The sequence below is a fragment of the Klebsiella pasteurii genome (assembly GCF_018139045.1).
In the GTDB taxonomy this organism is placed as follows: domain Bacteria; phylum Pseudomonadota; class Gammaproteobacteria; order Enterobacterales; family Enterobacteriaceae; genus Klebsiella; species Klebsiella grimontii.
Genome location: NZ_CP073236.1, coordinates 1,766,077 through 1,792,424, shown reverse-complemented (window position 1 = coordinate 1,792,424; position 26,348 = coordinate 1,766,077). Strand labels below are relative to the sequence as shown.

At 56.4% G+C, this 26,348-nt stretch carries 26 protein-coding genes; 11 read left to right on the top strand and 15 right to left on the bottom strand.

The genetic code is table 11. The annotated features are described in order from the left end of the window. Positions 1-239: 239 nt before the first annotated feature. Positions 240-1,574: a 2-hydroxycarboxylate transporter family protein gene (locus tag KCG39_RS08420; RefSeq protein ID WP_142468188.1), complete on the top strand. Its 1,335-nt coding sequence runs from the start codon at positions 240-242 to the stop codon at positions 1,572-1,574. Between the two features lie 50 nt (positions 1,575-1,624). Here KCG39_RS08420 and pyk read toward each other — a convergent pair whose 3' ends face one another. Continuing rightward, entirely contained in the window at positions 1,625-3,067 is a 1,443-nt protein-coding gene (gene pyk / locus KCG39_RS08415; protein WP_004122043.1) for a pyruvate kinase, read from the bottom strand. Between the two features lie 125 nt (positions 3,068-3,192). After that, the gene (locus KCG39_RS08410) at positions 3,193-4,098 is read right to left on the bottom strand and encodes a MurR/RpiR family transcriptional regulator (RefSeq protein ID WP_162626063.1); all 906 of its coding nucleotides are present in this window, start codon (positions 4,096-4,098) and stop codon (positions 3,193-3,195) included. A gap of 319 nt (positions 4,099-4,417) precedes the next feature. Between KCG39_RS08410 and zwf the strand changes: the two genes are divergently transcribed. The 3 genes from zwf (at position 4,418) to KCG39_RS08395 (ending at position 8,604) form a co-directional block, all read left to right on the top strand. Then, on the top strand, positions 4,418-5,893 hold the full coding sequence (gene zwf / locus KCG39_RS08405) for a glucose-6-phosphate dehydrogenase (protein WP_004122041.1): 1,476 nt from the start codon (positions 4,418-4,420) through the stop codon (positions 5,891-5,893). Positions 5,894-6,113: 220 nt separating this feature from the next. Then, positions 6,114-7,925, top strand: a complete 1,812-nt coding sequence (edd, locus tag KCG39_RS08400) for a phosphogluconate dehydratase (RefSeq protein WP_004122039.1) — start codon at positions 6,114-6,116, stop codon at positions 7,923-7,925. A gap of 37 nt (positions 7,926-7,962) precedes the next feature. Next, positions 7,963-8,604, top strand: coding sequence for a bifunctional 4-hydroxy-2-oxoglutarate aldolase/2-dehydro-3-deoxy-phosphogluconate aldolase (locus KCG39_RS08395; RefSeq protein ID WP_004103368.1), 642 nt, complete (start codon positions 7,963-7,965; stop codon positions 8,602-8,604). Between the two features lie 45 nt (positions 8,605-8,649). Here KCG39_RS08395 and purT read toward each other — a convergent pair whose 3' ends face one another. After that, complete coding sequence (gene purT, locus KCG39_RS08390; protein ID WP_004122035.1) at positions 8,650-9,828, bottom strand: formate-dependent phosphoribosylglycinamide formyltransferase; 1,179 nt, start codon at positions 9,826-9,828, stop codon at positions 8,650-8,652. A 135-nt stretch (positions 9,829-9,963) separates the two neighbouring features. On the opposite strand from purT, the gene KCG39_RS08385 reads away from it, so the two are divergent. The 3 genes from KCG39_RS08385 to ptrB all read left to right on the top strand — a co-directional run bounded on the left by KCG39_RS08385 (position 9,964) and on the right by ptrB (position 13,349). After that, the gene (locus tag KCG39_RS08385; protein WP_004122033.1) at positions 9,964-10,323 is read left to right on the top strand and encodes a YebG family protein; all 360 of its coding nucleotides are present in this window, start codon (positions 9,964-9,966) and stop codon (positions 10,321-10,323) included. A 151-nt stretch (positions 10,324-10,474) separates the two neighbouring features. Next, entirely contained in the window at positions 10,475-11,155 is a 681-nt protein-coding gene (locus tag KCG39_RS08380) for a tellurite resistance TerB family protein (protein ID WP_087828999.1), read from the top strand. 133 nt (positions 11,156-11,288) lie between these two features. Further along, positions 11,289-13,349: an oligopeptidase B gene (gene ptrB, locus KCG39_RS08375; protein WP_087828998.1), complete on the top strand. Its 2,061-nt coding sequence runs from the start codon at positions 11,289-11,291 to the stop codon at positions 13,347-13,349. 6 nt (positions 13,350-13,355) lie between these two features. Here the strand turns inward: ptrB and exoX are convergent, their stop codons facing one another. Continuing rightward, positions 13,356-14,015, bottom strand: coding sequence for an exodeoxyribonuclease X (gene exoX / locus KCG39_RS08370; protein ID WP_004122030.1), 660 nt, complete (start codon positions 14,013-14,015; stop codon positions 13,356-13,358). 78 nt (positions 14,016-14,093) lie between these two features. Further along, entirely contained in the window at positions 14,094-14,324 is a 231-nt protein-coding gene (locus KCG39_RS08365; RefSeq protein WP_004122029.1) for a DNA polymerase III subunit theta, read from the bottom strand. A gap of 135 nt (positions 14,325-14,459) precedes the next feature. Between KCG39_RS08365 and yobA the strand changes: the two genes are divergently transcribed. From yobA to KCG39_RS08350, 3 genes are read left to right on the top strand one after another with little or no spacing between them, the layout of a single operon-like run. Next, the gene (gene yobA, locus KCG39_RS08360) at positions 14,460-14,834 is read left to right on the top strand and encodes a CopC domain-containing protein YobA (protein WP_004122028.1); all 375 of its coding nucleotides are present in this window, start codon (positions 14,460-14,462) and stop codon (positions 14,832-14,834) included. Between the two features lie 4 nt (positions 14,835-14,838). Continuing rightward, a complete protein-coding gene (gene copD / locus KCG39_RS08355) occupies positions 14,839-15,708 on the top strand; it encodes a copper homeostasis membrane protein CopD (protein WP_004122027.1) in 870 nt (289 codons plus the stop codon). 16 nt (positions 15,709-15,724) lie between these two features. Beyond that, a complete protein-coding gene (locus tag KCG39_RS08350; RefSeq protein ID WP_004122026.1) occupies positions 15,725-16,063 on the top strand; it encodes a YebY family protein in 339 nt (112 codons plus the stop codon). A 384-nt stretch (positions 16,064-16,447) separates the two neighbouring features. On the opposite strand, the gene KCG39_RS08345 is transcribed toward KCG39_RS08350, so the two are convergent. From KCG39_RS08345 to KCG39_RS08315, 7 genes are all read right to left on the bottom strand, one after another. After that, a complete protein-coding gene (locus KCG39_RS08345; RefSeq protein ID WP_049114593.1) occupies positions 16,448-17,407 on the bottom strand; it encodes a Csu type fimbrial protein in 960 nt (319 codons plus the stop codon). Between the two features lie 14 nt (positions 17,408-17,421). Continuing rightward, on the bottom strand, positions 17,422-19,752 hold the full coding sequence (locus tag KCG39_RS08340; RefSeq protein ID WP_142468187.1) for a fimbria/pilus outer membrane usher protein: 2,331 nt from the start codon (positions 19,750-19,752) through the stop codon (positions 17,422-17,424). A gap of 2 nt (positions 19,753-19,754) precedes the next feature. Next, on the bottom strand, positions 19,755-20,519 hold the full coding sequence (locus KCG39_RS08335; protein ID WP_142468186.1) for a fimbrial biogenesis chaperone: 765 nt from the start codon (positions 20,517-20,519) through the stop codon (positions 19,755-19,757). An 18-nt stretch (positions 20,520-20,537) separates the two neighbouring features. Continuing rightward, positions 20,538-21,056, bottom strand: coding sequence for a Csu type fimbrial protein (locus KCG39_RS08330; RefSeq protein WP_004122022.1), 519 nt, complete (start codon positions 21,054-21,056; stop codon positions 20,538-20,540). 22 nt (positions 21,057-21,078) lie between these two features. Further along, the gene (locus KCG39_RS08325) at positions 21,079-21,630 is read right to left on the bottom strand and encodes a Csu type fimbrial protein (RefSeq protein ID WP_142468185.1); all 552 of its coding nucleotides are present in this window, start codon (positions 21,628-21,630) and stop codon (positions 21,079-21,081) included. Positions 21,631-22,207: 577 nt separating this feature from the next. Next, complete coding sequence (locus tag KCG39_RS08320) at positions 22,208-22,351, bottom strand: Ecr family regulatory small membrane protein (protein WP_142445585.1); 144 nt, start codon at positions 22,349-22,351, stop codon at positions 22,208-22,210. Between the two features lie 111 nt (positions 22,352-22,462). Beyond that, positions 22,463-23,407, bottom strand: coding sequence for a VirK/YbjX family protein (locus tag KCG39_RS08315; RefSeq protein ID WP_142445586.1), 945 nt, complete (start codon positions 23,405-23,407; stop codon positions 22,463-22,465). A gap of 165 nt (positions 23,408-23,572) precedes the next feature. Between KCG39_RS08315 and pphA the strand changes: the two genes are divergently transcribed. Continuing rightward, positions 23,573-24,226, top strand: a complete 654-nt coding sequence (gene pphA / locus KCG39_RS08310; RefSeq protein ID WP_049114590.1) for a protein-serine/threonine phosphatase — start codon at positions 23,573-23,575, stop codon at positions 24,224-24,226. On the opposite strand, the gene KCG39_RS08305 is transcribed toward pphA, so the two are convergent. The 3 genes from KCG39_RS08305 to rsmF all read right to left on the bottom strand — a co-directional run bounded on the left by KCG39_RS08305 (position 24,223) and on the right by rsmF (position 26,300). Continuing rightward, a complete protein-coding gene (locus KCG39_RS08305) occupies positions 24,223-24,414 on the bottom strand; it encodes a YdfD/YebW family protein (RefSeq protein ID WP_004122014.1) in 192 nt (63 codons plus the stop codon). The genes pphA and KCG39_RS08305 overlap by 4 nt on opposite strands. Before the next feature lie 97 nt (positions 24,415-24,511). Next, positions 24,512-24,751, bottom strand: coding sequence for a YebV family protein (locus tag KCG39_RS08300; RefSeq protein ID WP_004103329.1), 240 nt, complete (start codon positions 24,749-24,751; stop codon positions 24,512-24,514). Between the two features lie 115 nt (positions 24,752-24,866). After that, positions 24,867-26,300 carry a 16S rRNA (cytosine(1407)-C(5))-methyltransferase RsmF gene (gene rsmF / locus KCG39_RS08295; protein WP_075208585.1) on the bottom strand — a complete coding sequence of 478 codons (1,434 nt, stop codon included), beginning with the start codon at positions 26,298-26,300 and terminating at the stop codon, positions 24,867-24,869. Between the last annotated feature and the right edge of the window lie 48 nt (positions 26,301-26,348).

Here is a 26,348-nt window from a genome sequence, read left to right as displayed (position 1 = left end):
TTCAATTATTGCGACGATGCTAACTTTAGTTTCGTGGTGATAAATTAAATTACTTAAAATGAATTTTGTGGTTTAGTCACAAAGTAGAACAGCGAAATTTGGATCTCGTTTTTAATTTTAAATTCCTGTGCTAACGTTTTTTTGTTTTATTGGCATTGTGGCTGGTACTCTTTTTTAATTTTATTACGCAGTTTTAATATTGCGTCGATACCCTACGTCATCATAATTCAGGTAAAAATATGGAAAATAATTCTCTGAACCACCCGATAGATAAAACGCTGCCGAGCGGGTCGTCGGTCCGACTTTTATCCAATATTGAGGTCGGCGCCGTACCGTTGACGCTCTTTATCGGGATAGCGACGATTGTGGCTATCTCTGCAACCGCAGGTCTGCTGCCGAAGAATATGATTGGCGGCCTGGCGGTGATTATGACCCTGGGGTTCGCGTTGGCTAAAATTGGCCGAATGGTGCCGATCCTTAAGGATATAGGCGGCCCGGCCATTTTGTGCCTGATGGTGCCCTCGGTGCTGGTCTATTTCGGCATGTTTGAAGCGCATACCCTCGATACCGTGCATTTGCTGATGAAGGAGGCCAATCTCCTCTATTTCGTTATCGCCTGCCTGGTCGTCGGCAGCATACTGGGTATGAACAGAACTATCCTGATTCAGGGAATGGTCCGTATGTTTGTCCCGCTGGTCGTAGGGACCGGGGCGGCAATCTTAACCGGCCTGCTGGTGGGCAGTTTATTTGGCTACAGTTTCTACCACACCTTTTTCTTTATTATCGTGCCGATCATCGGCGGCGGCATCGGTGAAGGGATCCTGCCCCTGTCGCTGGCCTATTCAGCCATTCTCGGACAAACGCCCGATGTTTACGTTGCGCAACTGGCGCCGGCCGCCGTGGTGGGCAACATTTTCGCCATTATTTGCGCCGGTTTTCTGGCGCGCATGGGCGCGCGACGCCCTTTGCTTTCCGGCAACGGGATGCTGATCCGCAGCCATGAAGATAATAGCGTCTTTGCGCAAAATCAGAGCGCGCAACCCACGGATTTCCAACTGATGGGGGCCGGGCTTTTAATGATTTGCGCGTTTTTCATCGTCGGCGGTCTGTTGGAAAAGGTGGTGCATATTCCGGGGCCGGTACTGATGATCCTGGCTGCGGTGTTCTGTAAATACGCTAAAGTTATCCCGGCGGCGATGGAGCTGGGGGCGCACAGCTGCTACAAGCTCGTGTCGGCCGCGCTGGTTTGGCCGCTGATGATTGGTCTGGGAATGCTGTATGTTCCGCTGGAAAGCGTGGTTGCGGTATTTTCGGTGGGCTACGTGGTGGTTTGCGGCTCCATCGTCATGGCAATGGCGCTGAGCGGCTTCCTTATCGCTTCACGTCTGAATATGTACCCTGTTGAAGCGGCTATCGTGACCAGTTGCCATAGCGGGCTGGGGGGAACGGGGGATGTGGCTATTCTCTCGGCGTCGAACAGAATGGGGTTGATGCCTTTTGCTCAGATTGCGACTCGTATCGGCGGCGCATCAACGGTAATTACCGCTACGCTATTGTTGAGCTGGCTTGTGTAGTTTATCGGATATACCTGCCAGCTGCGGCGCTGGCAGGTAGACGGAGAGGCTTACTCGACGGTCAGAATACGGGTGGTGTTGGTGCTACCGATGGTGCTCATGACATCGCCCTGAGTGACGATAACCAGGTCGCCGGTCACCAGATAGCCTTTGTCGCGCAGCAGCGTTACCGCGTCGTGCGCAGCGGCTACGCCATCATTTACGCTATCGAAATGAACCGGCGTCACGCCGCGATACAGCGCAGTCAGGTTCAGCGTGCGTTCGTGGCGAGACAGGGCGAAAATCGGCAGGCCGGAGCTGATGCGCGAAGTCATCAGCGCGGTCCGACCGGATTCGGTCATGGTAATGATAGCGGTGACGCCCTTGAGGTGGTTCGCCGCATACATGGCGGACATCGCAATGGCTTCTTCCACGTTATCGAACTGAATGTCCAGACGGTGCTTGGAGACGTTGAGGCTCGGGATTTTTTCCGCGCCGAGGCAGACGCGCGCCATCGCGGCAACGGTCTCAGACGGATACTGGCCCGCGGCGGTTTCAGCCGACAGCATTACGGCATCGGTCCCATCCAGCACGGCGTTCGCCACGTCCATGACTTCGGCGCGGGTAGGCATCGGGTTGGTGATCATCGACTCCATCATCTGCGTCGCGGTAATGACCGAGCGGTTCAACTGACGGGCGCGGCGGATCAGCGCTTTCTGGATGCCGACCAGCTCCGGATCGCCGATTTCCACGCCGAGGTCACCGCGGGCCACCATAACAACGTCCGAGGCGAGGATCACGTCATCCATCGCGTCCTGATCGCATACCGCCTCGGCACGCTCGACCTTGGCGACGATTTTGGCGTCGCAGCCGGCATCGCGCGCCAGGCGACGGGCGTAGTTTAGATCTTCGCCGCAGCGCGGGAAGGAGACGGCCAGATAGTCGACGCCAATTTTGGCGGCGGTGACGATGTCCGCTTTGTCTTTTTCCGTCAGCGCTTCTGCAGAGAGGCCGCCGCCCAGTTTGTTGATGCCTTTGTTGTTAGACAACGGGCCGCCGACGGTGACTTCGGTGAACACCTTCATGCCCTGAACTTCGAGGACCTTCAGCTGCACGCGGCCGTCGTCCAGCAGCAGGATATCGCCCGGAACCACGTCAGCCGGGAGTCCTTTATAGTCGATGCCCACTTTCTCTTTGTCGCCTTCGCCTTTACCCAGGTTCGCGTCGAGGAGGAATTTGTCACCGATATTGAGGAAAATTTTCCCTTCTTTGAAGGTGGATACGCGGATTTTCGGCCCCTGTAGGTCACCGAGAATCGCGACATGACGGCCCAGTTTTGCCGCAATCTCACGGACTTTATCCGCACGGATCTGATGATCTTCCGCGGTACCGTGAGAGAAGTTCATACGTACCACGTTAGCGCCTGCGGCGATAACCTTCTCAAGGTTGTTATCGCGGTCGGTAGCCGGGCCTAAGGTGGTAACGATTTTGGTTCTGCGAAGCCTTCTGGACATGTAATACTCCGTTGACTGAAACATCTTTGGTGTTGCGTGAACATGGATTCGGTAGCGCCGATGAGCAAAGTCGCTATACCGGAACGATACCGACGGTGTAATAGGATAGTGCTTTGTTTCTACTTTTATTGGTCATTGCTGTGTACGATGAGCTCTTTATCAAACCGCGATTCCTTAAGCGCTTCCTTGACCCTCTTCAAGTTATCTCTGAATTTTGCGCCCCGCCGCAGGGTGAAGCCGGTCGCCAGTACATCAATCACCGTCAGCTGCGCTAAGCGGGAAACCATCGGCATATAGATATCGGTATCTTCCGGCACATCCAGGGTAATAGCCAGCGTTGCCTCTCGGCAAAGCGGCGTACCGGGTGAGGTAATGGCGATCACCATCGCATCGTTTTCACGTGCCAGCTGCGCCAGCTCCACCAGGCTTTTAGTCCTGCCGGTGTGCGAGATGATCACTACCACGTCATCGTCATTACAGTTCATACAGCTCATGCGTTGCAGGACGATGTCGTCGGAATAGATCACCGGTACATTAAAGCGGAAAAATTTGTTCATCGCGTCGTGGGCGACGGCGGCCGAAGAGCCAAGGCCAAAAAAGGCGATTTTCTTCGCCTGCGTGAGCAGGTCAACCGCGCGATTGATCGCCGACATGTCGAGAGAATGATGGACCTGATCTAAACTGGCCATGGCGGATTCAAATATCTTTCCCGTATAGGACTCGACGCTGTCGTCTTCATCGACGTTGCGGTTAACATAGAGGGTACCGTGCGCCAGGCTTTGCGCCAGATGCAGTTTAAAATCGGGGAAACCGCGGGTTTCCAGACTGCGGCAGAAACGGTTAACCGTGGGCTCGCTGACGCCGGCTTCCAGCGCCAGGGCGGCAATACTTGAATGGATGGCCTGCGCGGGGGTTGCAAGGATGACTTCCGCCACTTTGCGTTCAGATTTGCTAAGGTGTTCCAGCCGGGACTGGATTTTTTCCAGCATGTTCATGGGTAATCGGGCGCTCATCAATGGAAGCGATTTCATTAATGGGTGAAATCATCAGGCGTTTTAGCAAGAATATACCCCTCCGTTGTCGGAAACGGTGAGGAATGACCTTAAAATATGTTGTTTTTTTTCATTACATGATCAGAGTCGTATTTTACTAACTGAGAATCGGTCGAAACAACGAACAATATTAGCCGCATGCCCAAAATCTCAGCGCCTGTTTTCCACCCTGTGCGATTTAGCTGCGGGAACCGGCGCTGAGGGTTTCGGGAAATTCGTAAACACAGTACGATGCAGTGAAAGAAAATTACAAATATAGCCTGGCACAAGCACCAGTCTATCAACTAAGGAGAATGACATGGCGGTAACGCAAACGGCCCAGGCATGCGATCTGGTCATTTTCGGCGCGAAGGGTGACCTGGCGCGACGTAAATTGCTGCCTTCCCTGTATCAGCTCGAAAAAGCTGGTCAGATCCATCCTGACACCCGCATCATCGGCGTCGGCCGTGCCGACTGGGATAAAGACGCTTACACCAAAGTTGTGCGTGAAGCGATGGAAACCTTCATGAAGGAAAAAATCGATGAAGGTTTGTGGGAGACCCTGAGCGGGCGTCTGGATTTCTGTAACCTTGATGTCAACGATACCAAAGCGTTTACCCGCCTGGGCAAAATGCTCGATCAGAAAGAGCGGGTGACCATTAACTATTTCGCCATGCCGCCAAGCACCTTTGGCGCGATTTGCAAAGGTCTGGGCGAAGCGAAGCTGAACGCGAAACCGGCGCGCGTGGTGATGGAAAAACCGCTGGGGACTTCCCTGGAAACCTCCCGCGAGATCAACGATCGGGTAGGCGAGTTCTTTGAAGAGTGCCAGGTCTACCGTATCGACCACTATCTGGGTAAAGAGACGGTGCTGAACCTGCTGGCGCTGCGCTTTGCCAACTCGCTGTTCGTTAATAACTGGGACAGCCGTACCATCGATCACGTTGAGATCACCGTGGCGGAAGAGGTGGGCATTGAAGGCCGCTGGGGCTACTTCGATCAGGCCGGGCAGATGCGCGATATGATCCAGAACCACCTGCTGCAAATTCTGTGCATGATTGCCATGTCTCCGCCGTCAGATTTGACTGCCGATAGCATCCGCGATGAAAAAGTGAAGGTGCTGAAATCGCTGCGCCGCATTGACCGCACCAACGTGCGTGAAAAAACGGTGCGCGGCCAGTACACCGCCGGCTTCGCGCAGGGTAAAAAAGTGCCGGGCTACCTCGAAGAAGAGGGGGCCAACAAGTCCAGCCATACTGAAACCTTCGTGGCGATCCGCGTGGATATCGACAACTGGCGCTGGGCGGGCGTACCGTTCTACCTGCGTACCGGTAAGCGACTGCCGACCAAATGTTCCGAAGTCGTGGTTTACTTTAAGACACCGGAACTGAACCTGTTCAAAGAGACCTGGCAAGAGTTGCCGCAGAATAAGCTGACCATTCGTCTGCAGCCGGATGAAGGGGTGGATATCCAGGTGCTGAACAAAGTCCCGGGGCTAGACCACAAGCATAACCTGCAGATCACCAAGCTGGACCTGAGCTACTCGGAAACCTTTAATCAAACCCATCTGGCGGATGCCTACGAGCGTCTGCTGCTGGAAACGATGCGCGGTATTCAGGCGCTGTTCGTGCGTCGCGACGAAGTGGAAGAGGCGTGGAAGTGGGTCGACTCCATCACGGAAGCCTGGGCCGCCGATCGCGATTCGCCGAAACCTTACCAGGCGGGCACCTGGGGGCCGGTTGCCTCCGTGGCGATGATCACCCGCGATGGTCGTTCGTGGAACGAGTTTGAGTAATCGCCATCTCCTCCGTCAGGGTTATTTTACCGGTAACATGATCTGACGCAGCAAGTCGTGTAATTTTTAATCTTTTAAGCCCCGGAGGATTCACCCCCGGGGCTTTTTTTATTACACTGCCTACAGATATTTTGCCCCTGAGCCCCAGTACAGGTGCCTTAAACACCGAAAAGTATCGTTAAAGCGCTGCGGCCGGACAGATAAAATTTGAGGAGCCTTTATGAATTCAGAAATGTTACGGGTAACAAATCGCATCATCGAACGCTCGCGCGATACCCGCGAAGCCTACCTCGCCCGGATTAACCAGGCCAAAACCGATACCGTGCATCGCGCCCAACTGGCGTGCGGTAACCTGGCCCACGGCTTCGCCGCCTGCCAGGCGGATGACAAAGCCTCACTGAAAAGCATGCTGCGCAATAACATCGCCATCATTACCTCCTACAACGATATGCTCTCCGCCCACCAGCCCTATGAGCGTTATCCGGACATTATCCGCAAAGCGCTGCACTCCGCGAACGCGGTGGGCCAGGTCGCCGGCGGCGTTCCGGCGATGTGCGATGGCGTGACGCAGGGGCAGGACGGGATGGAGCTGTCGCTGCTCAGCCGCGAAGTGATTGCCATGTCCGCCGCGATTGGCCTGTCGCACAACATGTTTGACGGCGCGCTCTATCTTGGCGTCTGCGATAAAATTGTCCCGGGCCTGGCGATGGCTGCGCTGTCGTTCGGCCATCTGCCGTCCATCTTTATTCCTTCCGGCCCGATGGCCAGCGGCCTGGCGAATAAAGAAAAAGTGCGCATTCGTCAGCTCTATGCGGAAGGAAAGGTGGATCGCATGGCGCTGCTGGAGTCCGAGGCCGCGTCTTACCATGCGCCCGGCACCTGTACCTTCTACGGTACCGCCAATACCAACCAGATGGTGGTTGAGTTTATGGGGATGCAGCTACCCGGATCGTCATTCGTGCATCCGGATGCGCCGCTGCGCGAAGCGCTGACCGCCGCCGCCGCCCGCCAGGTGACCCGTCTGACCGGCAACGGTAACGAGTGGATGCCGCTGGGTAAAATGTTTGATGAAAAAGTAGTGGTCAACGGGATCGTCGCGCTGCTGGCAACCGGCGGGTCCACCAACCATACCATGCACCTGGTGGCCATGGCGCGGGCGGCAGGGATTATCATTAACTGGGATGATTTCTCCGATCTCTCTGACGTGGTGCCGCTGCTGGCGCGCCTCTACCCGAACGGCCCGGCGGATATTAACCACTTCCAGGCCGCGGGCGGCGTACCGGTGCTGGTGCGCGAGCTGCTGAAAGGCGGCCTGCTGCATGAAGATGTTCACACCGTTGCCGGTTTCGGCCTCTCTCGCTACACCATGGAACCCTGGCTTAATAACGGTGAGCTTGACTGGCGCGAAGGAGCGGCCGCTCCGCTTGATGAAGCGGTTATCGCCACGTTTGACAAGCCGTTCTCTCGCCACGGCGGCACCAAAGTGCTGAGCGGCAATCTCGGTCGCGCGGTGATGAAAACTTCCGCTGTGCCGGTTGAGAACCAGATTATCGAAGCGCCGGCGGTGGTTTTCGAGAGCCAGCATGACGTGCTGCCCGCCTTTGAAGCGGGGCTGCTCGATAAAGATTGCGTGGTGGTGGTCCGTCATCAGGGACCAAAAGCGAACGGCATGCCAGAATTACATAAACTTATGCCGCCACTTGGTGTATTATTGGACCGCCGTTTCAAAATTGCGCTGGTGACCGATGGTCGACTCTCCGGCGCATCAGGCAAAGTGCCGTCGGCTATTCATGTGACGCCCGAAGCGTACGATGGGGGTCTGCTGGCGAAGGTACGCGATGGCGACATTATTCGCGTCAACGGCCAGACGGGCGAGCTGACGCTGCTGGTCGATGACGCCGAGCTGGCTGCCCGTCAGCCGCATATTCCTGACCTGAGCGGTTCGCGCGTGGGAACCGGCCGGGAGATGTTCGGTGCGCTGCGTGAGAAACTCTCCGGAGCAGAACAGGGCGCAACCTGCATCACTTTTTAAGACGATTCGATTTGTAGATCTGGCGAGAGAAAATCTAATGAAAAACTGGAAAACAACTGCAGAAGCAATCCTCACCTCCGGCCCGGTTGTACCGGTAATCGTGGTGAAAAAGTTGGAACACGCTGTGCCAATGGCGAAAGCGCTGGTTGCGGGCGGCGTACGCGTGCTGGAAGTGACTCTGCGTACCGAGTGCGCGATGGACGCTATCCGCGCGATCGCCAAAGAGGTCCCGGAAGCGATTGTCGGTGCCGGTACCGTCACCAACGTTGAGCAACTGAAAGAAGTGACCGAAGCGGGCGCGCAGTTTGCTATCAGCCCGGGCCTGACCGAATCCCTGCTGAAAGCGGCGACCGGCGAAGGCACCATCCCGCTGATCCCGGGGATCAGCACCGTATCCGAGCTGATGCTGGGTATGCAGTATGGTCTGAAAGAGTTCAAATTTTTCCCGGCAGAAGCTAACGGCGGCGTGAAAGCGCTGCAGGCGATTGGCGGCCCGTTCGCGCATATTCGCTTCTGCCCGACTGGCGGTATCTCCCCGGCGAACTATCGTGATTATCTGGCGCTGAACAGCGTGCTGTGCATCGGCGGCTCCTGGCTGGTTCCGGCGGATGCGCTGGAAGCCGGTGATTACGACCGTATCACCAAACTGGCTCGTGAAGCGGTAGAAGGCGCGAAGTAATTATCGCGCGCTCACCAGAGGCCCGGTCTGCGACCGGGCTTTTTTTTATCCCGCAACCAAGACTGCCGAAGCCGCCGCTTTGGCGCGCGCAACCGCGTCCTCAACGTTATCGGCTATTGCCAGCGTGACGCCCAGGCGACGCGAACCGTCGATTTCCGGCTTGCCGAACAGACGCAGTTGCAGTCCCGCGCCGACCGCGGCCTGAATATTGCTGAAGGTGACGTTCTGGCTGGTCAGCTGCGGCAGGATCACCGCAGAGGCCGCCGGGCCGTACTGGCGGATCGCGCCAATCGGCAGTCCGAGGAAGGCGCGAACGTGCAGGGCGAACTCCGATAAATCCTGCGAAATCAGCGTGACCATACCGGTGTCGTGCGGGCGCGGCGAGACTTCGCTAAAAATCACCTCGTCGCCGCAGACGAACAGTTCGACGCCGAACAGGCCGTAGCCGCCCAGCGCCAGCACCACCTGGCGGGCGATCTCCTGCGCGCGTTCCAGCGCCAGCGCGCTCATCCGCTGCGGCTGCCAGGATTCACGATAGTCGCCATCCTCCTGGCGATGACCGACCGGCGCGCAGAAGTGTACGCCGTCCGCGGCGCTGACGGTGAGAAGGGTGATCTCGAAATCAAAATTCACCACGCCTTCAACGATAACGCGTCCGGCTCCGGCGCGGCCGCCCTGCTGCGCATATTGCCAGGCGTCAGCCAGCTGTTCGCTGGAACGAATAAAGCTCTGGCCTTTACCCGATGAACTCATTACCGGCTTGACGATGCACGGCAGGCCTATCTCGGCGACGGCTTCGCGGAAGGCGGGTTCACTGTCGGCAAAACGGTAGGCGGAGGTCGGCAGCTTCAGCTCTTCAGCGGCCAGGCGGCGGATCCCTTCACGATTCATGGTGAGCTTTGCCGCGCGGGCGGTGGGGACGACTTTCTGCCCGGCCTGCTCCAGGTCGACCAGGGTGTCGGTGGCGATGGCCTCGATTTCCGGCACGATAAAGTCAGGCTTTTCCTGCTCAATCAGCGCCTGCAGCGCTTCGCCATGCAGCATATTGATGACGTGCGAACGGTGTGCGACCTGCATGGCCGGGGCGTCAGGGTAACGATCGACGGCGATGGTCTCAATTCCCAGACGCTGGCATTCAATGGCCACCTCTTTACCCAGTTCGCCGGAACCTAACAGCATTACCTTTGTTGCCGCAGGGCGCAGCGCCGTACCTAATACAGTCATAACTCTCTTCCGCAGTAAAAAAACATGCGCCGCATTATAAACGAAAACGTTTGCGCATGTCTTTATGCGCGTCATTTGAGTTCGGGGAAGAAATTTGATATACTGTATAAAAATACAGTGCTGAGAGGCTGCATCATGGCGGTTGAAATTAAATATGTAGTGATTCGCGAAGGTGAGGAAAAAATGTCTTTTGCCAGCAAAAAAGAGGCCGATGCTTATGACAAAATGCTCGATCTGGCGGAAGTACTGAACGACTGGCTGGTTGAGTGCCCGCTAACGCTTGACGAAGAGCAGCGCGATAGTATGGCGATGTGGCTGGCCGAGCGCAAAGATACCCTCAACCATATTTTGCGTTCCGGTAAGCTGCCGGAAGCCGAGGGCGCCGCCGAGGCGTCAGCCGATAGCGCAGAAGCAGAAGAGGGCGATAAGACTGACGACGTCATCGAATCTGAAGCCCCGGCGCCGGCGAAGCCGCGCAAAGCGAAAGCGGCCTGAGTTACGCTTTACGCTGCCGCCGCCAGCAGTTCTGGCGGCAGGCTCCCGCGCTTCCCGGCGTGGAATTTGCGCATCTTTAGCTGTCGATAACGTTTCCTGACGTCGCGTCGGTTAGGCTGGTGGTATCGCTTATCGCGCAACGAGGAAATGTATGGCTAACTGGCTTAATCAACTGCAGTCTCTGCTGGGTCAGCAGGGGCGGTCTTCTTCATCTGACGATCAACCAAGCGGCAAAAATTTACTGCTGCCGGGCGCGCTCGGCGGGCTGGCAGGTCTGCTGGTGGCCAGCAAATCATCGCGCAAGCTGTTAGCCAAATACGGTACCGGCGCGCTGCTGGTGGGCGGCGGCGCGGTTGCGGGCAGCGTGTTGTGGAATAAATACCAGCAGAAAATGCGCGCCAGCGCGCAGCCGGCATCGGCAGAGGCTGTGCCCGTTCAGGCGCCATCTTCCGCACCGGCCGAACTCGACGCCCGCAGCGAACGGCTAATTATGGCGCTGGTCTTCGCCGCCAAAAGCGATGGACATATTGACGATCGCGAGCGGGCAAATATTGAAGAGCAACTGCGTGCGGCAAATGTCGACGTCCAGGGCCGAGTGTTAATTGACCGGGCGCTGACGCAGCCGCTTGACCCGCAGAGCCTGGCGCAGGGTATCAGCAGCGAGCAAGAGGCGCTTGAAGTTTACTATATCAGCTGCGCGGTCATCGATATTGACCACTTTATGGAACGTAGCTACCTCAATGCCCTCGGCGAAGCGCTGAAGCTCCCGCAGGAAGTGCGTGAAGATATCGAACGGGATATTCAGGCGCAAAAACAGGCCGTAACGGCTTAAATCCGCACGTTTCGCTTGCATCGCTGGCGACTTTTGCCACCCTTATATATTGTGTAGTCACGTTACCCTTCAGGCTGCTTTGAGGCAGCCTGAAAATTTTACTACCCAATACAAGCCGCAGAAGAATAAGCAGATGCCACCAAAAGCCAAACGGATCCCCCATGCCATGACCTTACATGGCGACACGCGAATCGATAATTACTATTGGCTGCGCGATGACGATCGCTCGCAGCCGGAAGTGCTGGATTATCTGCGCCAGGAAAATGAGTACGGCAAAAAAGTGATGTCTTCGCAAAGTAGCCTGCAGGATAGGGTGCTCAAGGAGATTATCGACCGTATTCCGCAGCGCGAAGTGTCGGCCCCCTACAACAAAAATGGCTATCGTTACCGTCAGGTCTACGAGCCGGGCTGCGAGTACGCGATTTATCAACGCCAGCCGGTAGTCAAAGAGGAGTGGGACGAATGGGACGTCCTGCTTGACGGCAACCAGCGTGCGGCCGGTAGCGAATTTTATACCCTCGGCGGATTAGGCGTTTCGCCCGACAACAGCCTGATGGCAGTGGCGGAAGACTATCTCTCCCGACGCCAGTATAGCCTGCGCTTCTTTCCCTTAAACGACGACCGACAATTTGCGGAAGTGCTGGAGAACGTCTCACCTGATTTTGCCTGGAGTAACGATTCGCAGACTCTGTGGTACGTGCGTAAACACCCCACCACGCTGCTGCCGTATCAGGTCTGGCGCCACCGTCTGGGTACGCCGGCCAGTGCGGATGTTATGGTGTATGAAGAGCAGGACGACACTTTTTACGTCAGCGTACACAAGACTACATCCCAGCAGTTTGTGGTGATCTACCTGGCCAGCGCGACCACCAGCGAAGTACTGCTGCTCAATGCGGAAATGACCGACGCCGAACCGGTCTGTTTTCTACCCCGGCGTAAAGATCATGAATATAGCCTCGATCACTATCAGCACACTTTCTATCTGCGCTCTAATCGTGAGGGTAAGAACTTCGGCCTTTATCGCAGCACCCTGCGCGATGAGCAGGAATGGGAGACCCTGATAGCGCCGCGTCACGAAGTGATGCTGGAAGGTTTTACCCTGTTTACCGACTGGCTGGTTGTGGAAGAGCGCCAGCGCGGGCTAACCAGTCTGCGCCAGATCAACCGTAAGACAAGAGAATCGCAGGGGATCGCGTTTGACGATCCGGCCTACGTAACCTGGCTTGCCTATAATCCGGAGCCGGAAACCTCGCGCCTGCGCTATGGCTACTCCTCCATGACAACCCCGGATACGCTGTTCGAGCTGGATATGAATACCGGCGAGCGGCGGGTACTCAAACAGCAGGAAGTCAAAGGATTTGATGCCAGCCACTACCGCAGCGAGCATCTTTGGATCAACGCCCGCGACGGCGTGGAAGTCCCGGTCTCGCTGGTCTACCGTGATGAATATTTCCGCAAGGGCGCCAGCCCTCTGCTGGTGTACGGCTACGGCTCCTATGGCGCCAGCATGGATGCGGATTTCAGCGCCAGCCGACTGAGCCTGCTCGACCGCGGCTTTGTCTTCGCTATCGCCCATATTCGCGGCGGTGGCGAGCTGGGCCAGCAGTGGTACGAAGACGGTAAGTTTTTGTGCAAGAAAAATACCTTCAACGATTATCTCGACGTCTGCGATGCGCTACTGGCACAGGGTTACGGCAATCCACGTTTTTGCTACGGCATGGGCGGCAGCGCCGGCGGTATGCTGATGGGCGTAGCGGTGAACCAGCGGCCGGAGCTCTTCCACGGCGTGGTGGCCCAGGTTCCATTTGTGGATGTCCTCACCACCATGCTCGATGAGTCGATCCCGCTGACCACCGGCGAGTTTGAAGAGTGGGGTAATCCTCAGGATGAAGAATACTATCGCTATATGAAAAGCTACAGCCCGTATGACGGCGTTGAGGCTCAGGCCTATCCGCATCTGCTGGTCACCACGGGCCTGCATGATTCGCAGGTACAATACTGGGAGCCAGCAAAATGGGTGGCGAAACTGCGCGAGCTGAAAACCGACGATAACCTGCTGCTGCTGTGTACCGATATGGATTCCGGCCACGGCGGTAAATCCGGCCGTTTTAAAAGCTATGAGGGCGTGGCGCTGGAGTTTGCGTTTCTGATTGGTCTGGCGCAGGGGACGCTGCCGGGCCAGGCGGAGGTATAGCGCCGATTACTCCCCGAGATAGTGCTTCAGCGTCAGGCGCAGCTCGGGGCTCATGCGATCCAGGTTATTGAACAGCCAGCGCAAATAGCCGGGATCGTTTTCCGCCACTTCCGAGACCGGCTTGCCGCGATATTTGCCGAAGGTAAAGGTGGAGAGCAGCGCCGGGCGGCCGGTAATGGTCGCCATCTCCTCAGGCGTCCAGCCGGAGGTGTTGATGATATCGAGCAGCAGGGCCGCGGTGATATAGCAATCGTACAGCGCCCGGTGATGATGCAGTCCCGGTGGCGTCGCGACGCTGAGCTTGCGCGATTTATACAGCCCCATATTGCTGTACTTGATGCCTGGCCACAGGCGGCGCGCCAGCTTCATCGTGCAGATCCACTCACCCTGCATTTCCGGTAACACCCGGCGGTCAAAGCTAGCGTTATGGGCGACATACCACGGACTGCCCATATACAGCGGCACAATCTCCTCGATCCATGGCTTATCGGCAACCATCTCTTCGGTGATGTGGTGAATCGCCATCGCCTGTGGGCTGATAGGACGATCGGGGCGAACCAGATGGCTCATGGGATTGGTGATTTGTCCGTCGATGATATCTACCGAGGCGATTTCAACAATGCCTCCCTGCAATCCGCAGGTTTCTGTATCGATTACGCGCAGCATGGCTCGCTCCAGGCCAAAGAAACCAGCGTAATGGAATGCGCAGGTCTTGCCAACTCGGATGTCCGCAGAGGACGGGAATTATTTCTGTTTCGGTTCATAGGGCAGGCGAGAGAGCGAAACGGAGGCCAGCCGATGGGCAATCAGACGCTCGCGAAACCAGCTGCGCAGATGCTCGGGCTGTTCTCTTTCGACTAAATCAGCCACCACCGGCATATTGTAGCGTTCTTTAAAGGCGACACCAGCCGCGGCGAGATCGACATTCACTTTGTCCATCTCCTCCTGGGATAGTTTAGCCAGGTTGTTTTCCATCGGTTTCTCCTCTGATAATGCCGCAAAAAGTACTAAGCACGCGGCAAAAAGGCAAGTCTCAGACGCTTAGCTCGACTGCGCCATTATACAGGGTTATTCTCTGTGCTACATACATAACAAAAAGGAATGACAACTATGCCAATCATCGCCGGACGCGCCCTGCGTCTGTCTCTGTTTCTCGCCGGTTGCCTGACCTCCGCAGGCGCATTTGCCCACGCCCATTTGCAACAACCGCTGCCGGCTGCCGGTAGTGAGGTGGAGGCGTCACCGCAGGCGCTGACCCTGAACTTCTCCGAAGGCATCGAAACGCAGTTTAGCGGCGTAACCCTCACCGGGCCGCAGCAGAAGACCATCACCCTCGGTAAACCCGTCCGCAGCGACAGCAATAAGGCTCAACTGACGGTACCGGTTGAGCAGGCGTTGACGCCGGGCGAATATACCGTTGACTGGCACGTGGTCTCCGTAGATGGCCATAAGACCAAAGGGCAATACACCTTTACCGTGAAGTAAGCCGATGCTCAGTGCCGTCTATGTCAGCTTACGCTTTATCCATTTCATTTCGCTGATCGTCGCTTTCGGCTGCCTGCTTTACGGCGCGTGGTGGGCGCCAGCGGCCTTGCGCCGTCTGATGATGCAGCGTTTTTATCCGCTAATGCGTCATTTACTACTGGCTAGCGCGCTGTCGGCGCTGCTGATGCTGATGGCGCAGGGCGGCCTGATGGGCAACGGCTGGTCGGATGTCTGGCAGCCGGCTATCTGGCAGGCGGTGGCCGGGACGCAGTTTGGCGGTGTGTGGGTATGGCAAATTTTACTCGCCTTTGTGGCGTTGGCAGTGGTTTGGCTGAAGCCCCGGCGACCGGGGCGTTTACTGCTGGTGCTGTTTTGCGCCCAGTTGCTGCTGCTGGCGGGCGTCGGACATGCCGCGATGAACGATGGCTGGCTGGGGATAGTGCAGCGAACCAATCATGCGCTTCATCTGTTTTGCGTGGCCAGCTGGTTTGGCGGTCTGCTGCCGTTTATCTACTGTCTTCGCCTGGCGCACGGTCGCTGGCGGCAGGCGGCGATTTTCACCATGATGCGGTTTTCGCGTTACGGACATCTGGCGGTTGCCGGCGCCATCGCCAGCGGGGTGGTAAATGCGCTGCTGATCCAGGGCGAACTTATCAGCGCCTCGCCCTGGGGGCGTATGCTGTTGTTGAAATGTGCGCTGGTAGCGGCAATGGTGGCAATTGCGCTGGTGAACCGGTATGTTCTGGTGCCACGCATGTCGGCAGGCGGAACGCGAGCGGAGCAGCTCATCGTGCGCACCACGCAGATAGAAATTGCGTTGGGGGCGCTGGCGCTGTTTGCCGTCAGCCTGTTTGCCACCTGGGAACCTTTCTGAATAAACTGGTTAAATCATGAAAAAAATCGTTCTGACAATGTTGTTATTGGCAAGTTCTGGCGCTGCGCTGGCGGCGCCGCAGGTGATTACCGTGAGCCGCTTTGAGGTGGGTAAAGAGAGCTGGGCGTTTAACCGTGAAGAGGTGATGCTGACCTGCCGTCCGGGCAATGCGCTGTTCGCCATTAATCCGAGTACCCTGGTGCAGTACCCGCTAAACGACATCGCCGAACAGCAGATGAAAGACGGTAAAACCAACGCGCAGCCGATTTCCGTGATCCAGATTGACGATCCGCAACGGCCGGGACAAAAAATGAGCCTGGCGCCCTTTATTGAGCGCGCGCAGAAACTCTGCTGATCGCCGCCTGCATCCCGCTGTATTTACATGAAAAAAACCGCCATCCCCCAATACCGGGCATGGCGGTTTTTTGTTGATATCAGCAATTTTGAGACGAATTATTCGTCCACTTTTGTCACGGACTGGAAAACCTGACACGGTAAACTATTCTTATAAGGCAAGGCGACTTAGCCTGCATTAATGCCAACTTTTAGCGCACGGCTCTCTCCCAAGAGCCATTTCCCTGGACCGAATACAGGAATCGTGTTCGGTCTCTTTTTATCTATTTTTCACAAATCGCAGATTCCCTTGCAAAACCCCATTCACTTTTTTCGGGGCTTTTTTCTTATACCACAACAATAATTTCCCAAACATTTCTTTTACAAAAAATCGTCTGTTAACGTTTTAGTAGCTAACGGTCACCAGTACGGTATCGGTATAGGTTCCGGCAGGCTGGTTACTCTGGGTCGGGTTTATTTTTAGGGTGTAGTTTGCGGGCTGCGCGGCGCCGGATCCGGCCACGCTGAGATTGTTATTTTCCGTCCATGCGCTGCCGTTGGGCTGGTAAAATTGGTACTGCAGCCAGGCGGTAGGCTGGTTCGCGATGGGTTGGCTCATCTGCCGCCAGTCGCCGACGCTGGCGTTAGTGCTGGTGAGGTTGATGGTGTAGGCCGCGTTTTTCGTGCAGCGGATGGCAAGCTGGCCGCTGTAGTTGCTAAAACCGGACGGAAGGGCGGCAGAGGTAAATTCGACGTCTGGCGCGCTGTCGATATAGCAAACATTGGTTACCTTCACCGACACATTGACCGTAGAGGTCAGCGTTCCGTTATTCGGAATACATATCTTAATGCCCAGCAGATCGAGCCCGACGTAGCAGAATCGGTACACCCAGGTGATGGTTAACACATCGGTATAGGTACCGGCGGGGACGTTGGCGCCCGGGGTGGTTCTGAAATAGAGCGGCATGGTGCCATCGCTTGAGTTAAATAAACCCAGCAGTTCGAGCAGCGTTGTTCTGGACCAGCTAATCACGCCGCCATCCAGATAGGCCGGCGAGCACGAAGCGTCAGAACAGACGCTGTAAGGGATGGCGTCGCCCGCACCATTAAGCAGCCGCGGAATACCGTTGCTCTTGTTGGCCGACGACAGGGTGGCGCTTAATGTGTTGGTTGAGTTCAGCGCCACCAGCTCCGGGGTGCAGTAAAACCCCGCGCCGGCCATCACGCCCTGAGGCGCGCTGTTGAGAGCAAAGGAATCCACCGGGCCGATAACCGGCGCGCTGGTTTTGATGCTGCAGGCGGCCAGCGCGTTGCTTGTTAGCCCAAGGAGCAAGAGCAGCGCGCAGATCGGGAGGATACTTTTCAACTTGATCTCCACTGTTATGGGTGACAGCTAACCGGACCTATCCGTTGCGGAACCGGCGTTGTTTCCGGGAGCGCAAAGCGCACGCGGCATTGAAACTCCCCGGTGTTGACTATGACTTTATTGTCGCGCGTGAGATGCGAGAACCAGGCGACGCCGTCGTAGCCCACCAGACCGCGCTGTTTGCTGTTCACTTCCTCGACGGGCGTACCGACCGGCAGCGGCTGTCCCTGAGCATTGACGAAGACAATGGTTGCCGAACGCACGCGGTTAACCGGGAATTCAACCAGCGCGCCGCTGCCTTCGCGCACGGCGATGCGTTTCTCCACCATCAGCGCTTCGGTGTCCGTTGGCAATGGCAGCGTATCGAGGGTAATTTTTCCCGGATACCACGCCGTCGCCCACGGGATCAGCAAATGGCCGTTTTTATCCGTCACGCCGACTTTGCGGTTTTCATAGCTCACCGCAATGTTCGGGTAGTTACCGGTGGAGACAACGATAAACGCGTCGTTAATCTGCCGGGCGAAGAACAGACTGTTATCCATCAGCACCACCGCTCCCGTGGCTTCAAACCAGCTGTGACGATCGTTGCGTGAGCCGTAGTAGCCTCCGCTCAACGTCGACACGCGGTTGATCCAGGTCAGATCCGCCTGGCTATAATTATCGCCGCCCACCGAATGGGCGAGGTTCCAGCCAAGCCCGCCTTCTGCCGGGGCGGAGCGGTTGAGGCTGATATTTTCGCCCCATTGACCGGAGCTGGCGCGCTGGCCGCTTAACTGCATAGAGCTTTGCGAATCGAAAGGGATGATTATCTGCAGCATGCTTGAGTAGCTACCTTCCTGCAGATCGCGGTTTACGCTCAGGTTGAGGCTGCTGCTAAGCCACAGGCTACGGCTCCAGGAGAGGTTCAACAGGCGGGTGCGCGAACGATCCTCGGCCTGGATATCAAAGTAGCCAATGCTAAAAGAACCGAGGGTTCTTCCCCACGGGCTCAGGCTCAGCGTGGCCTGGTCTGACTGACGGCTGAGCGTGGCGCTAGAGCCATAGGTGCTGAGGTTGTCGTAGCTGGCGCTGCGGCGGATATGCTGATAGTTCACTCCCCAGCTATTGCCATAGTAGGAGTAACCCGAGGTGAGCTGGTTTCCGTCTCCTTCGCCGCGGCTGGCGCTGCCCGACAGGCTGAGGGTGCCCAAATTTCCTACCCCAATATCGCCGCCTAGCCCGGCATTGGCTAATCCCTGGCGGTCTTCGGTATGCGCCGAGAGCGTAAGCCAGTGGGTTAATCCATAGCGATAAATCGCGCTCACCGCCCCGGCGCCATAATCGGCATTCTTGATGCCGTAGTTGTTGCGCAGGGCGCCAAGGGTGAAATCAAAATCGCTCAGGCCTTCCCGCAGGAGGGTATTAGAGACATAAAAAGGAACGCTAGTAGAGACCTGGCGGCCAAGGGCGTCGGTAGTCACTACGGTCGCTTCGCCGGCGCCGCTGATCCACGGAACGTTGGTCAGCGTATAGGGGCCGCCATTAACCTGCGACGAGCTGGTTTTATAACCGTTAATAAACAGGTCGACGCTTGAAGGGACCGCCGCGCTGCCGGATAAGTTAAGCAGCGGATATGTCACCAGATCCGGGCGCACGCTGAAGTTACGGCTTACGCGTAGCCCACCCATGCGCACGGAACTGCTCCAGGTCAGAGCGTTACTGACCACGTCGCCGGCCTGGTAGCTTATCACCTGTTCGCTATCGCTGTATTTCCACAGGGTGTCGTAGCGCATATAGCCCTGTTGTTGATAGCCCGACGAAGACCAGTTTTGCCGGATCGCGGCGTTATTGGAAAGGACGCCCGGCGGGCCAAAAAGACGCGTTTCGGTGAAGGTGCTGGTGGTTTGCGTGCCGCCGGATGAAAAGAGGCTGTAAGCGTCGTAGTTAAATAAAATCCCCGGACTGCCGATCGCGGCCTGGTATTGTTGTCCCGTGGTTTCCCCGATGCGCTGTTCGGGGAGCCACTGGTCCGGAACCTGAAGCTTAAGCACTTGCCCCGGCTGGTCATATTCGACCTTAACCGAGGGGAGCGCCGTGACATCCACCAGCGCATCATGGGTTTGCAGGGGAATATGCGCTTGCCGTAGAACGCTGGCCGCAACCCAGTAGTGACCAGCGTTGACCTTGACCGGAACGGCGCCGGCAAGAATATTGCCATTGACCGATAAGCTGAGGTACAGCTCATACTCCTGCCTTTCGCTGTAGGATGCCGCAGGCGCAGGCAGGGAATCATAGGTCGCGGCGCAGGCCGTCACCGACGCCACCGCCAGCAGCCCCCCGGACGCCGTTCTTTTCAGATCTCTCATTTTTAACGATTCGCCGGAATTTCCACCGCCTGACCGTTATCCGTTAACTTCGCGAACAGATGTATTCCTGATGGCGCGGAAGCGTTTCCGGCGTTCGGGAAACAGGCCTTTTTCTGCGCCAGAACGTAGCCGAGAAGGCCATTAGCCACGGGAATTTTGCCGTTGCCGCTCGCGTTCGCCCAGTAAACCGTACTGAGCCGCGCATGTTGATTGCCTCTATTATCGATGCATAGCGTCTGGCGGTTATTTTGCTGCGCGAGCGACCAGCGCAGCGTCATCCTTACCGATTCGACTGAACCCGCGTTCTTTAGCGGCGTGAGCCCCTGCCCATAGGTAAACAGCGGCAGGACATAGCGCATGCGCATTTTCAGCCCGGCGGAGTTCTGTTCCGTCTGCGTTACCGGCTGCGCGGCAGGGATCTCATCGATAACAATGCGGTAGGACTGCTCTTTGCCATTGGCGATAGGGGCAACGCGCATGAGCCTCACCAGTTGCCGCTGCCCCGGCGCTACCGTGGTAAAAGGGGGGCTGGCGACAACATCGCGCTGGTCGGCGTAGACGTCCGCTGACCCTTTTTGATCCCAGGCAAAAACGCGCAGCTGCAAATTAACCGGCGAACTGCCGCGATTCTCCAGCCACAGTTCAGAACCTTTTTCGTGGCTTTCGATAGTTTGAAAGATCGGCCATACCAGGACGGAGCTTGCGGCCAGAACCGATGAGGGAAGAGATAAAGCGAATATAAACGGCGCAAATCTACAGCGAATCATAGTTAACCTGTGGATTATCTAATAGGTCAGCGTGACGGTGACCGTGTCGGTATAGGAGCCCACCGCCGGGAAGCCATTCGTGGCAAAAAGGCGGCCATAAACCGTGTAGGTTTGCGTGGTGCTCGGAAATGATGCGACGCTCAAGGCCTGCGTACTGTTGCCCCAAACGTTAGCGCGGTTGGCGTCCTGATAAAGCTGATACGCCAGGGTGTTGTTGTTGCCGTTCGACATATAGCGCTGGCTGGCTGAGCCGCCGTTGACGCCATAGTCGAGGGCGATTGAAATAGCGGTGCCGGGCGTGCAGGTGACGATGATTGAGCCTGCGCCGGAGGTACTGGCGACATCAACGTTGTTGTAAAGCGATGACAGGGTGCCAAAACTCAGGGTACCGAAATCCGTCGTTTGGGAGCCGTCTCCGGCGCCAAGCGCGCAGCCTGCTGCGATCTGCGCGGAGACTTTGAACGTCTTCTGGACAACGGCGGCATGGGCGCCTGAGGTAAAAAACAGAATTAATGTAAGCCACTCGGGTCGAAGCATGACGCCCACTTTCCTTATGCGATTACCAGGTTAACGTCGCAGTGACGATGTCGTCATACACATCGGCCGTCGGCGCATTGACGCTCTGGTCTTCGGGGCGGATTCGGGCAAAAACTGGAATAGCCTGGGGATTGCCGGTGCCAACGATAGGTATCGTGCCGCCGGGCAAAATTTCATTACTGCGGCCGGCATCCGAATAGAGTCGATAGGCAATCTGCTGGGTGCCGGCGGCGTTTTTCATATAGCGCAGCGCTGCATCGCCAGACTGGCCGCCGTCCAGCGTCAGGGTCGAGTCAAGGTCCTCGGTGCAGGTCACTGTTAGCGCGCTTCCGCCGCCGCTGCCGGTGACTTCCGCATCAATGGAGTTGGCTAAATCGCCATAGGCGCCGAAATTAATGTTGCCCCAGCGGTTATTCTCGCCATTGCGGATGTTCGATACGCTGCACCCGCTGCCGAGCGTCACCTGGACGCCAATCTGGCCGCTTAAGGTTCCCGCTGCGAAAGCCGGTTGACTAATAACGATGGCGCTCAGTAAGCCGCCCAGCACACTGCGCGAGATGGTTTTGACGTTCATAGAGAACCTCTTAGTGGAAAGCCGCTGAAGATAAACAACAATGTAGCGATAGACGTTGGTCACCGAGTAACTGCCGCGGTTTTGTTGGTTAACGTATAACTACTCCTGCAGAATATGTGTAATTGTATATTTCTGACTGATTATTATCTTTTTATTGGATTTTTATCCGGTTTTCATGCTTTTTATTTGGAGTTAGATTCTTTATGTTAATTGATTGTTGGTTTTATGTTTTCTTTTTGCTTTTCAAAGGGGGCGTAAAAATAAGGGGATTTTTTTAAAATCACAATCTGGTGCAAACTTTGCAACAAAAAATCTGGACAAAAAGCCGGGTGTAGACACTGGGTGACTCTCAGAGAGGGAAAGGAGAAAACACCTGCACGAAATCAGGCCCATAGTGCAGGTGAAATGTACGGGCCAACATCGGAAGAGACTCAGTATACACATTTGTATGACAAATGAAATAATAGACAAGATACGGCTTTAAGTTTTTTAGCGGGTATTTATCTGACCGCCTGACGGGTTATTAGCGGATGAAAGGAAAACCGTAACTTGCGGGATAAAAATAATCGGTAAAGATTTATTCCGGCGCGACGAAGGAGGGATACAACCATGTTTCCAGAAAGCTCACCAGGAACCATATTTGTCCGCTAAAAATAAACCACAAAGCAGCGGCCAAAATAATCAGCAGGATAGCCAGCAGGAGTGTTTCAGTTTTGCTCATAACTTCATTAGCCGTCCGCAAGGAGTACAACGAAGTTATGATAGTAACTAAAGCGCCGCAGAAGATGCAAACGCCGTCGTGCTAAACGGCGTTGGCGAAGCGGCTGGAGAGCTACTCCATGAGTATCTCCATCTTAGCGGCCATATCATCCAGAAGCTGAAAGCGGCGACGATATTCAGCGCGCTTCTTGCTGGCGATGCTCTCAAGCGTCTTTCTTTCCAGCTGGAGCGGTAAGCGCCAGCGCCAGGCGCCGTCGGCGACGCCATCGATAGATTGCCAGAACTCATCATAGCTGGCGTGAAAATGACGTCCCTTGCTCAACCGATAGCGCAGCGCGCGGAAGACGTGGCCGTTGTCGCTGACCCCGTAAATGTGATTAATGTTGCTGCGCGCCGCCATTAACCAGATAAATTCCATCAGCAGGCGTTTCGGGAACAGGCCGTAACAGGCGCGGGTCGCTCGTTTAATCACTTCGTGCGGAACAGTGCTGCGCGGCCCCTGTAGACCGCCGATGGTCAACTGCCATTGCTCCTGCTGGCGGGTGACGCTAAAGGTCGCGCTGGCCAGTACAATCTCATCGCTATCGCGCAGCCACAGCGTCGTTTCGCCCTCGCGTTCGGCTTTGCCCGCCGAGGAGGCGGAGAGCGTAAACCGGCTGTCGTCTTTGCCCGTCAGCTCAAGCAGCGGTACATCTTTCGCTGCGGTCATGGCCCCGGCGAGGCACGAGCCTCCCAGAGAATCGACAAACTGGTAGTGGCTGATAATGGCCTGCGCGCGCTGGCTGGCATTTAATCCGCGGGTCAAATACTGGCGATGAACTTTGCCCGGCAGCGTCACCTGAGCGGCCAGCAGCTGATTGAAGTCCGCACGCCCCGCCAGGCTTTCCAGCATGCTGCGCGTTGGCGCATAAAATAATGCCGTGCGCAGTAAAAACTTAAGCCGGTAATGACGTTGTTGCCAGATGGGGGCTGGGGTGAGCCGACCCATCACCAGATCGGCAATAAGATTTGGGCGTCGCTCAACTACGCTGGCTGAATGCAGGCTGTTATCCGTCACGATGAATACCTCGGAGTTATTTAGCCTCTATTCTATGGATATATCGTGGAGAGCTTAATGCCCCGCCGGACTATATTTGCCTTTCGTTTAAAGTCGATTGAGGTGTCCATATTACGGGCGTTGAAGTGGCGGATTTTTCCTATAATTGTGCGAGGAGGACATAATATGTATCAGCGCATTGACGGTTCAGCCTGGCGTAATATCTGGCTGGTGGGCGACCTGCACGGCTGTTTCGCACGCCTGATGGCGGCCCTTCGCGAGCACAGGTTTGACCCTTATCAGGACCTGCTTCTCTCGGTGGGCGATCTGATCGACCGTGGACCACAAAGCGCGCAATGCCTGGATTTACTGCGCTATCGCTGGGTTTGCGCGGTACGTGGAAACCATGAGCAGATGGCGCTGGAGGCGCTTGCGGGCAGCGATATGCGGCTCTGGGAGATGAACGGAGGCGACTGGTATACGCAATCTCCGCAGAACCAGAGGCGGCGCCTTACGGAGCTTATCGCCCGCTGCCGCGACCTACCGCTGATTATCGAACTCCACAGCGGTGGGCAGGTGCACGTCATTGCCCATGCTGATTACCCCGCGGCTGTTTATTGCTGGCAGCGCGCTGTCGATGAGCATCAGGTGTTGTGGCGTCGGCAGCGGCTTGCCGACCATTTCGCCGGGCGTCACGGCGCGATTGCCGGCGCCGATCATTTCTGGTTCGGCCATACGCCGCTCAAACGGCGCTATGACAGCGATAACCAGCATTATATCGATACAGGGGCCGTATTTGGTGGAGCGCTAACCCTGGTGGCGCTACAGCTGGCGGGCTAAAAATCGCTGTATTCTCGGGCGGGGAGCCAGAAACTGTCGATAAAATCTTCTACCGGAAAGCAGCCGCCGTGGCGTATCCGCTGATCGTCCATGGCCGTTGTGCACTGCCGCTCGTTATCGTAAACATCGACAACGATATCTTCACAGCCGCCGTCCAGGTAACAAATAAACAGTACTAAGGCAAACATCCTGGCCTCATATCCTGAAAAACATATTGTTAAGTGTAGGAGATGTCAGAAAAGCGGGGAAATAAATAACCCGTCTCAGGCGACGGGTTCATTGGAATCAGGCGAGGCGCATGATCCAGGCATCGGACTGGCGATCGTAGTGCTTACGGTAGAGGACGGAATGTTCACCATCAAGTATGGCGGGCACGCTGGTGTCCGCGTCCCATGCATCAAGCTGCATGCATAAATCCGGATCGGATTTGCAGGGGATACTTAACGTTCGCTCTCCCTGCTGTTCGCCGTGCAGTTCGGCGTCGTCTATTTCAAACGCGCCGATACGTACGCTAGTTTTACTCATAAATTCACCCCGTTTGTCTGCTGATTTGTGGTACGACCAGTTGAGGCCGACATTTTTGAGCGTAGACAAACGGGCGTAAAGCGCCAGTGAAAAAGTGCTGTTTTTCGAGGCACCATCACGCTTTTTTGCTAAAAAGCTTACCGTCACGCACCAGTTCGCGGGGATAGCTGTTTTTTAAACGCGACCCGACTTTTTTCGCCAGCCCGAGCGGCGCGCCCTGATAGGTGACAATCGCATCATCCTTCTCCGGGAGCGTTTCCGGATAGACGTCGCGGCCGCGGTACCACTCTTCCGCTTCTGCCTGAGTCAGCGCAAAGGGCGCGGCCGGGGCGGCAAGCGCAATCACCGCTTCGTGCTGCCAGCGATAGCCTTTGTTGTGGGTTTCGGCGAGCCGGATCCCGATGCGTGAAAAACGCACTTTACCGAAGAGCGCTTCGAGCGCCTGTGGGAAGAGCCAAATTTCTTTATCACGCTGCCAGAGCGTATGGTCGGCGGTCCACTGCAAACCGACGGCGGCAGCGGCGGCAATAACGGCGGCGGATTCGCGGGTTTTAAGCGGCGTGAAGGGAAATTTCCCGACTTTATAGCCCGGCGCCGGGAGCGGCTTGATGGCGGCGGTTTTGCGTAAGCGGGCGACGAAGAACCCTTCGCAGTCAAAAATCTGCGGGAAGACGTGCAGGAAACCCTCGTCGGTCAGCGCTTCGCTGGCCTGGGGGAACAGCGAGCCGAGCGGCAGTACTTCCACCGCCTGCGGGTAGCGCGCTAGCAGCCCGTTGACCACGTCTTCGTTTTCTTGCCGGTTCAGGGTGCAGGTGGAGTAAACCAGCGTCCCGCCGGGGCGAAGGGCGTGAAACGCGCTGTCGATAAGTTCGCGCTGGGTTAGCGCGATCTCCGCGTTGCTTTCCGGCGACCAGTTTTTCAACGCATCGGGGTCTTTACGTACTACCCCTTCGCCAGAGCAGGGGGCGTCGAGCAGGATCGCGTCAAAGCATTCCGGTAGCGCGGCGCCGAATACCCGGCCATCGAAATGGGTTAACGCCACGTTGCTAATTCCGCAGCGGCTGATATTGGCGTGCAGGACTTTAACCCGGCTGGCGGAATATTCATTGGCCAGAATGCCGCCTTCATTGCCCATGCGCGCGGCGATTTGCGTGGTTTTAGATCCCGGCGCGGCGGCGACATCCATCACCCGCTGCGGCGTTTCACCGCCGGCAAACAGCGCGGCGACGGGCAGCATGGAGCTGGCTTCCTGAATGTAAAACAGCCCGCTAAGATGCTCGGCCGCGCTGCCCAGCGGCAGGTCGTCTTCGTCTTCACGCTCGATCCAGAAACCCTCTTCGCACCACGGAACCGGCGTGAGCTGCCAGCGATAGGGGGCGACCAGCTGCAAAAAATCAGCCACCGTGATTTTCAGCGTATTGACGCGAATGCTCCGCCGCAGCGGGCGCTGGCAGGCGGCGATAAAGTCGTCGAAAGAGAGATGCGTCGGCATTGCCGCACGCATTTGAGCGAGGAATTCTTCAGGAAGATAGACAGCGTTTTGAGCCACGGGGAGCGCACCACAACGAAAAAAGGGGGCGTAGTTTACCACAAAGGC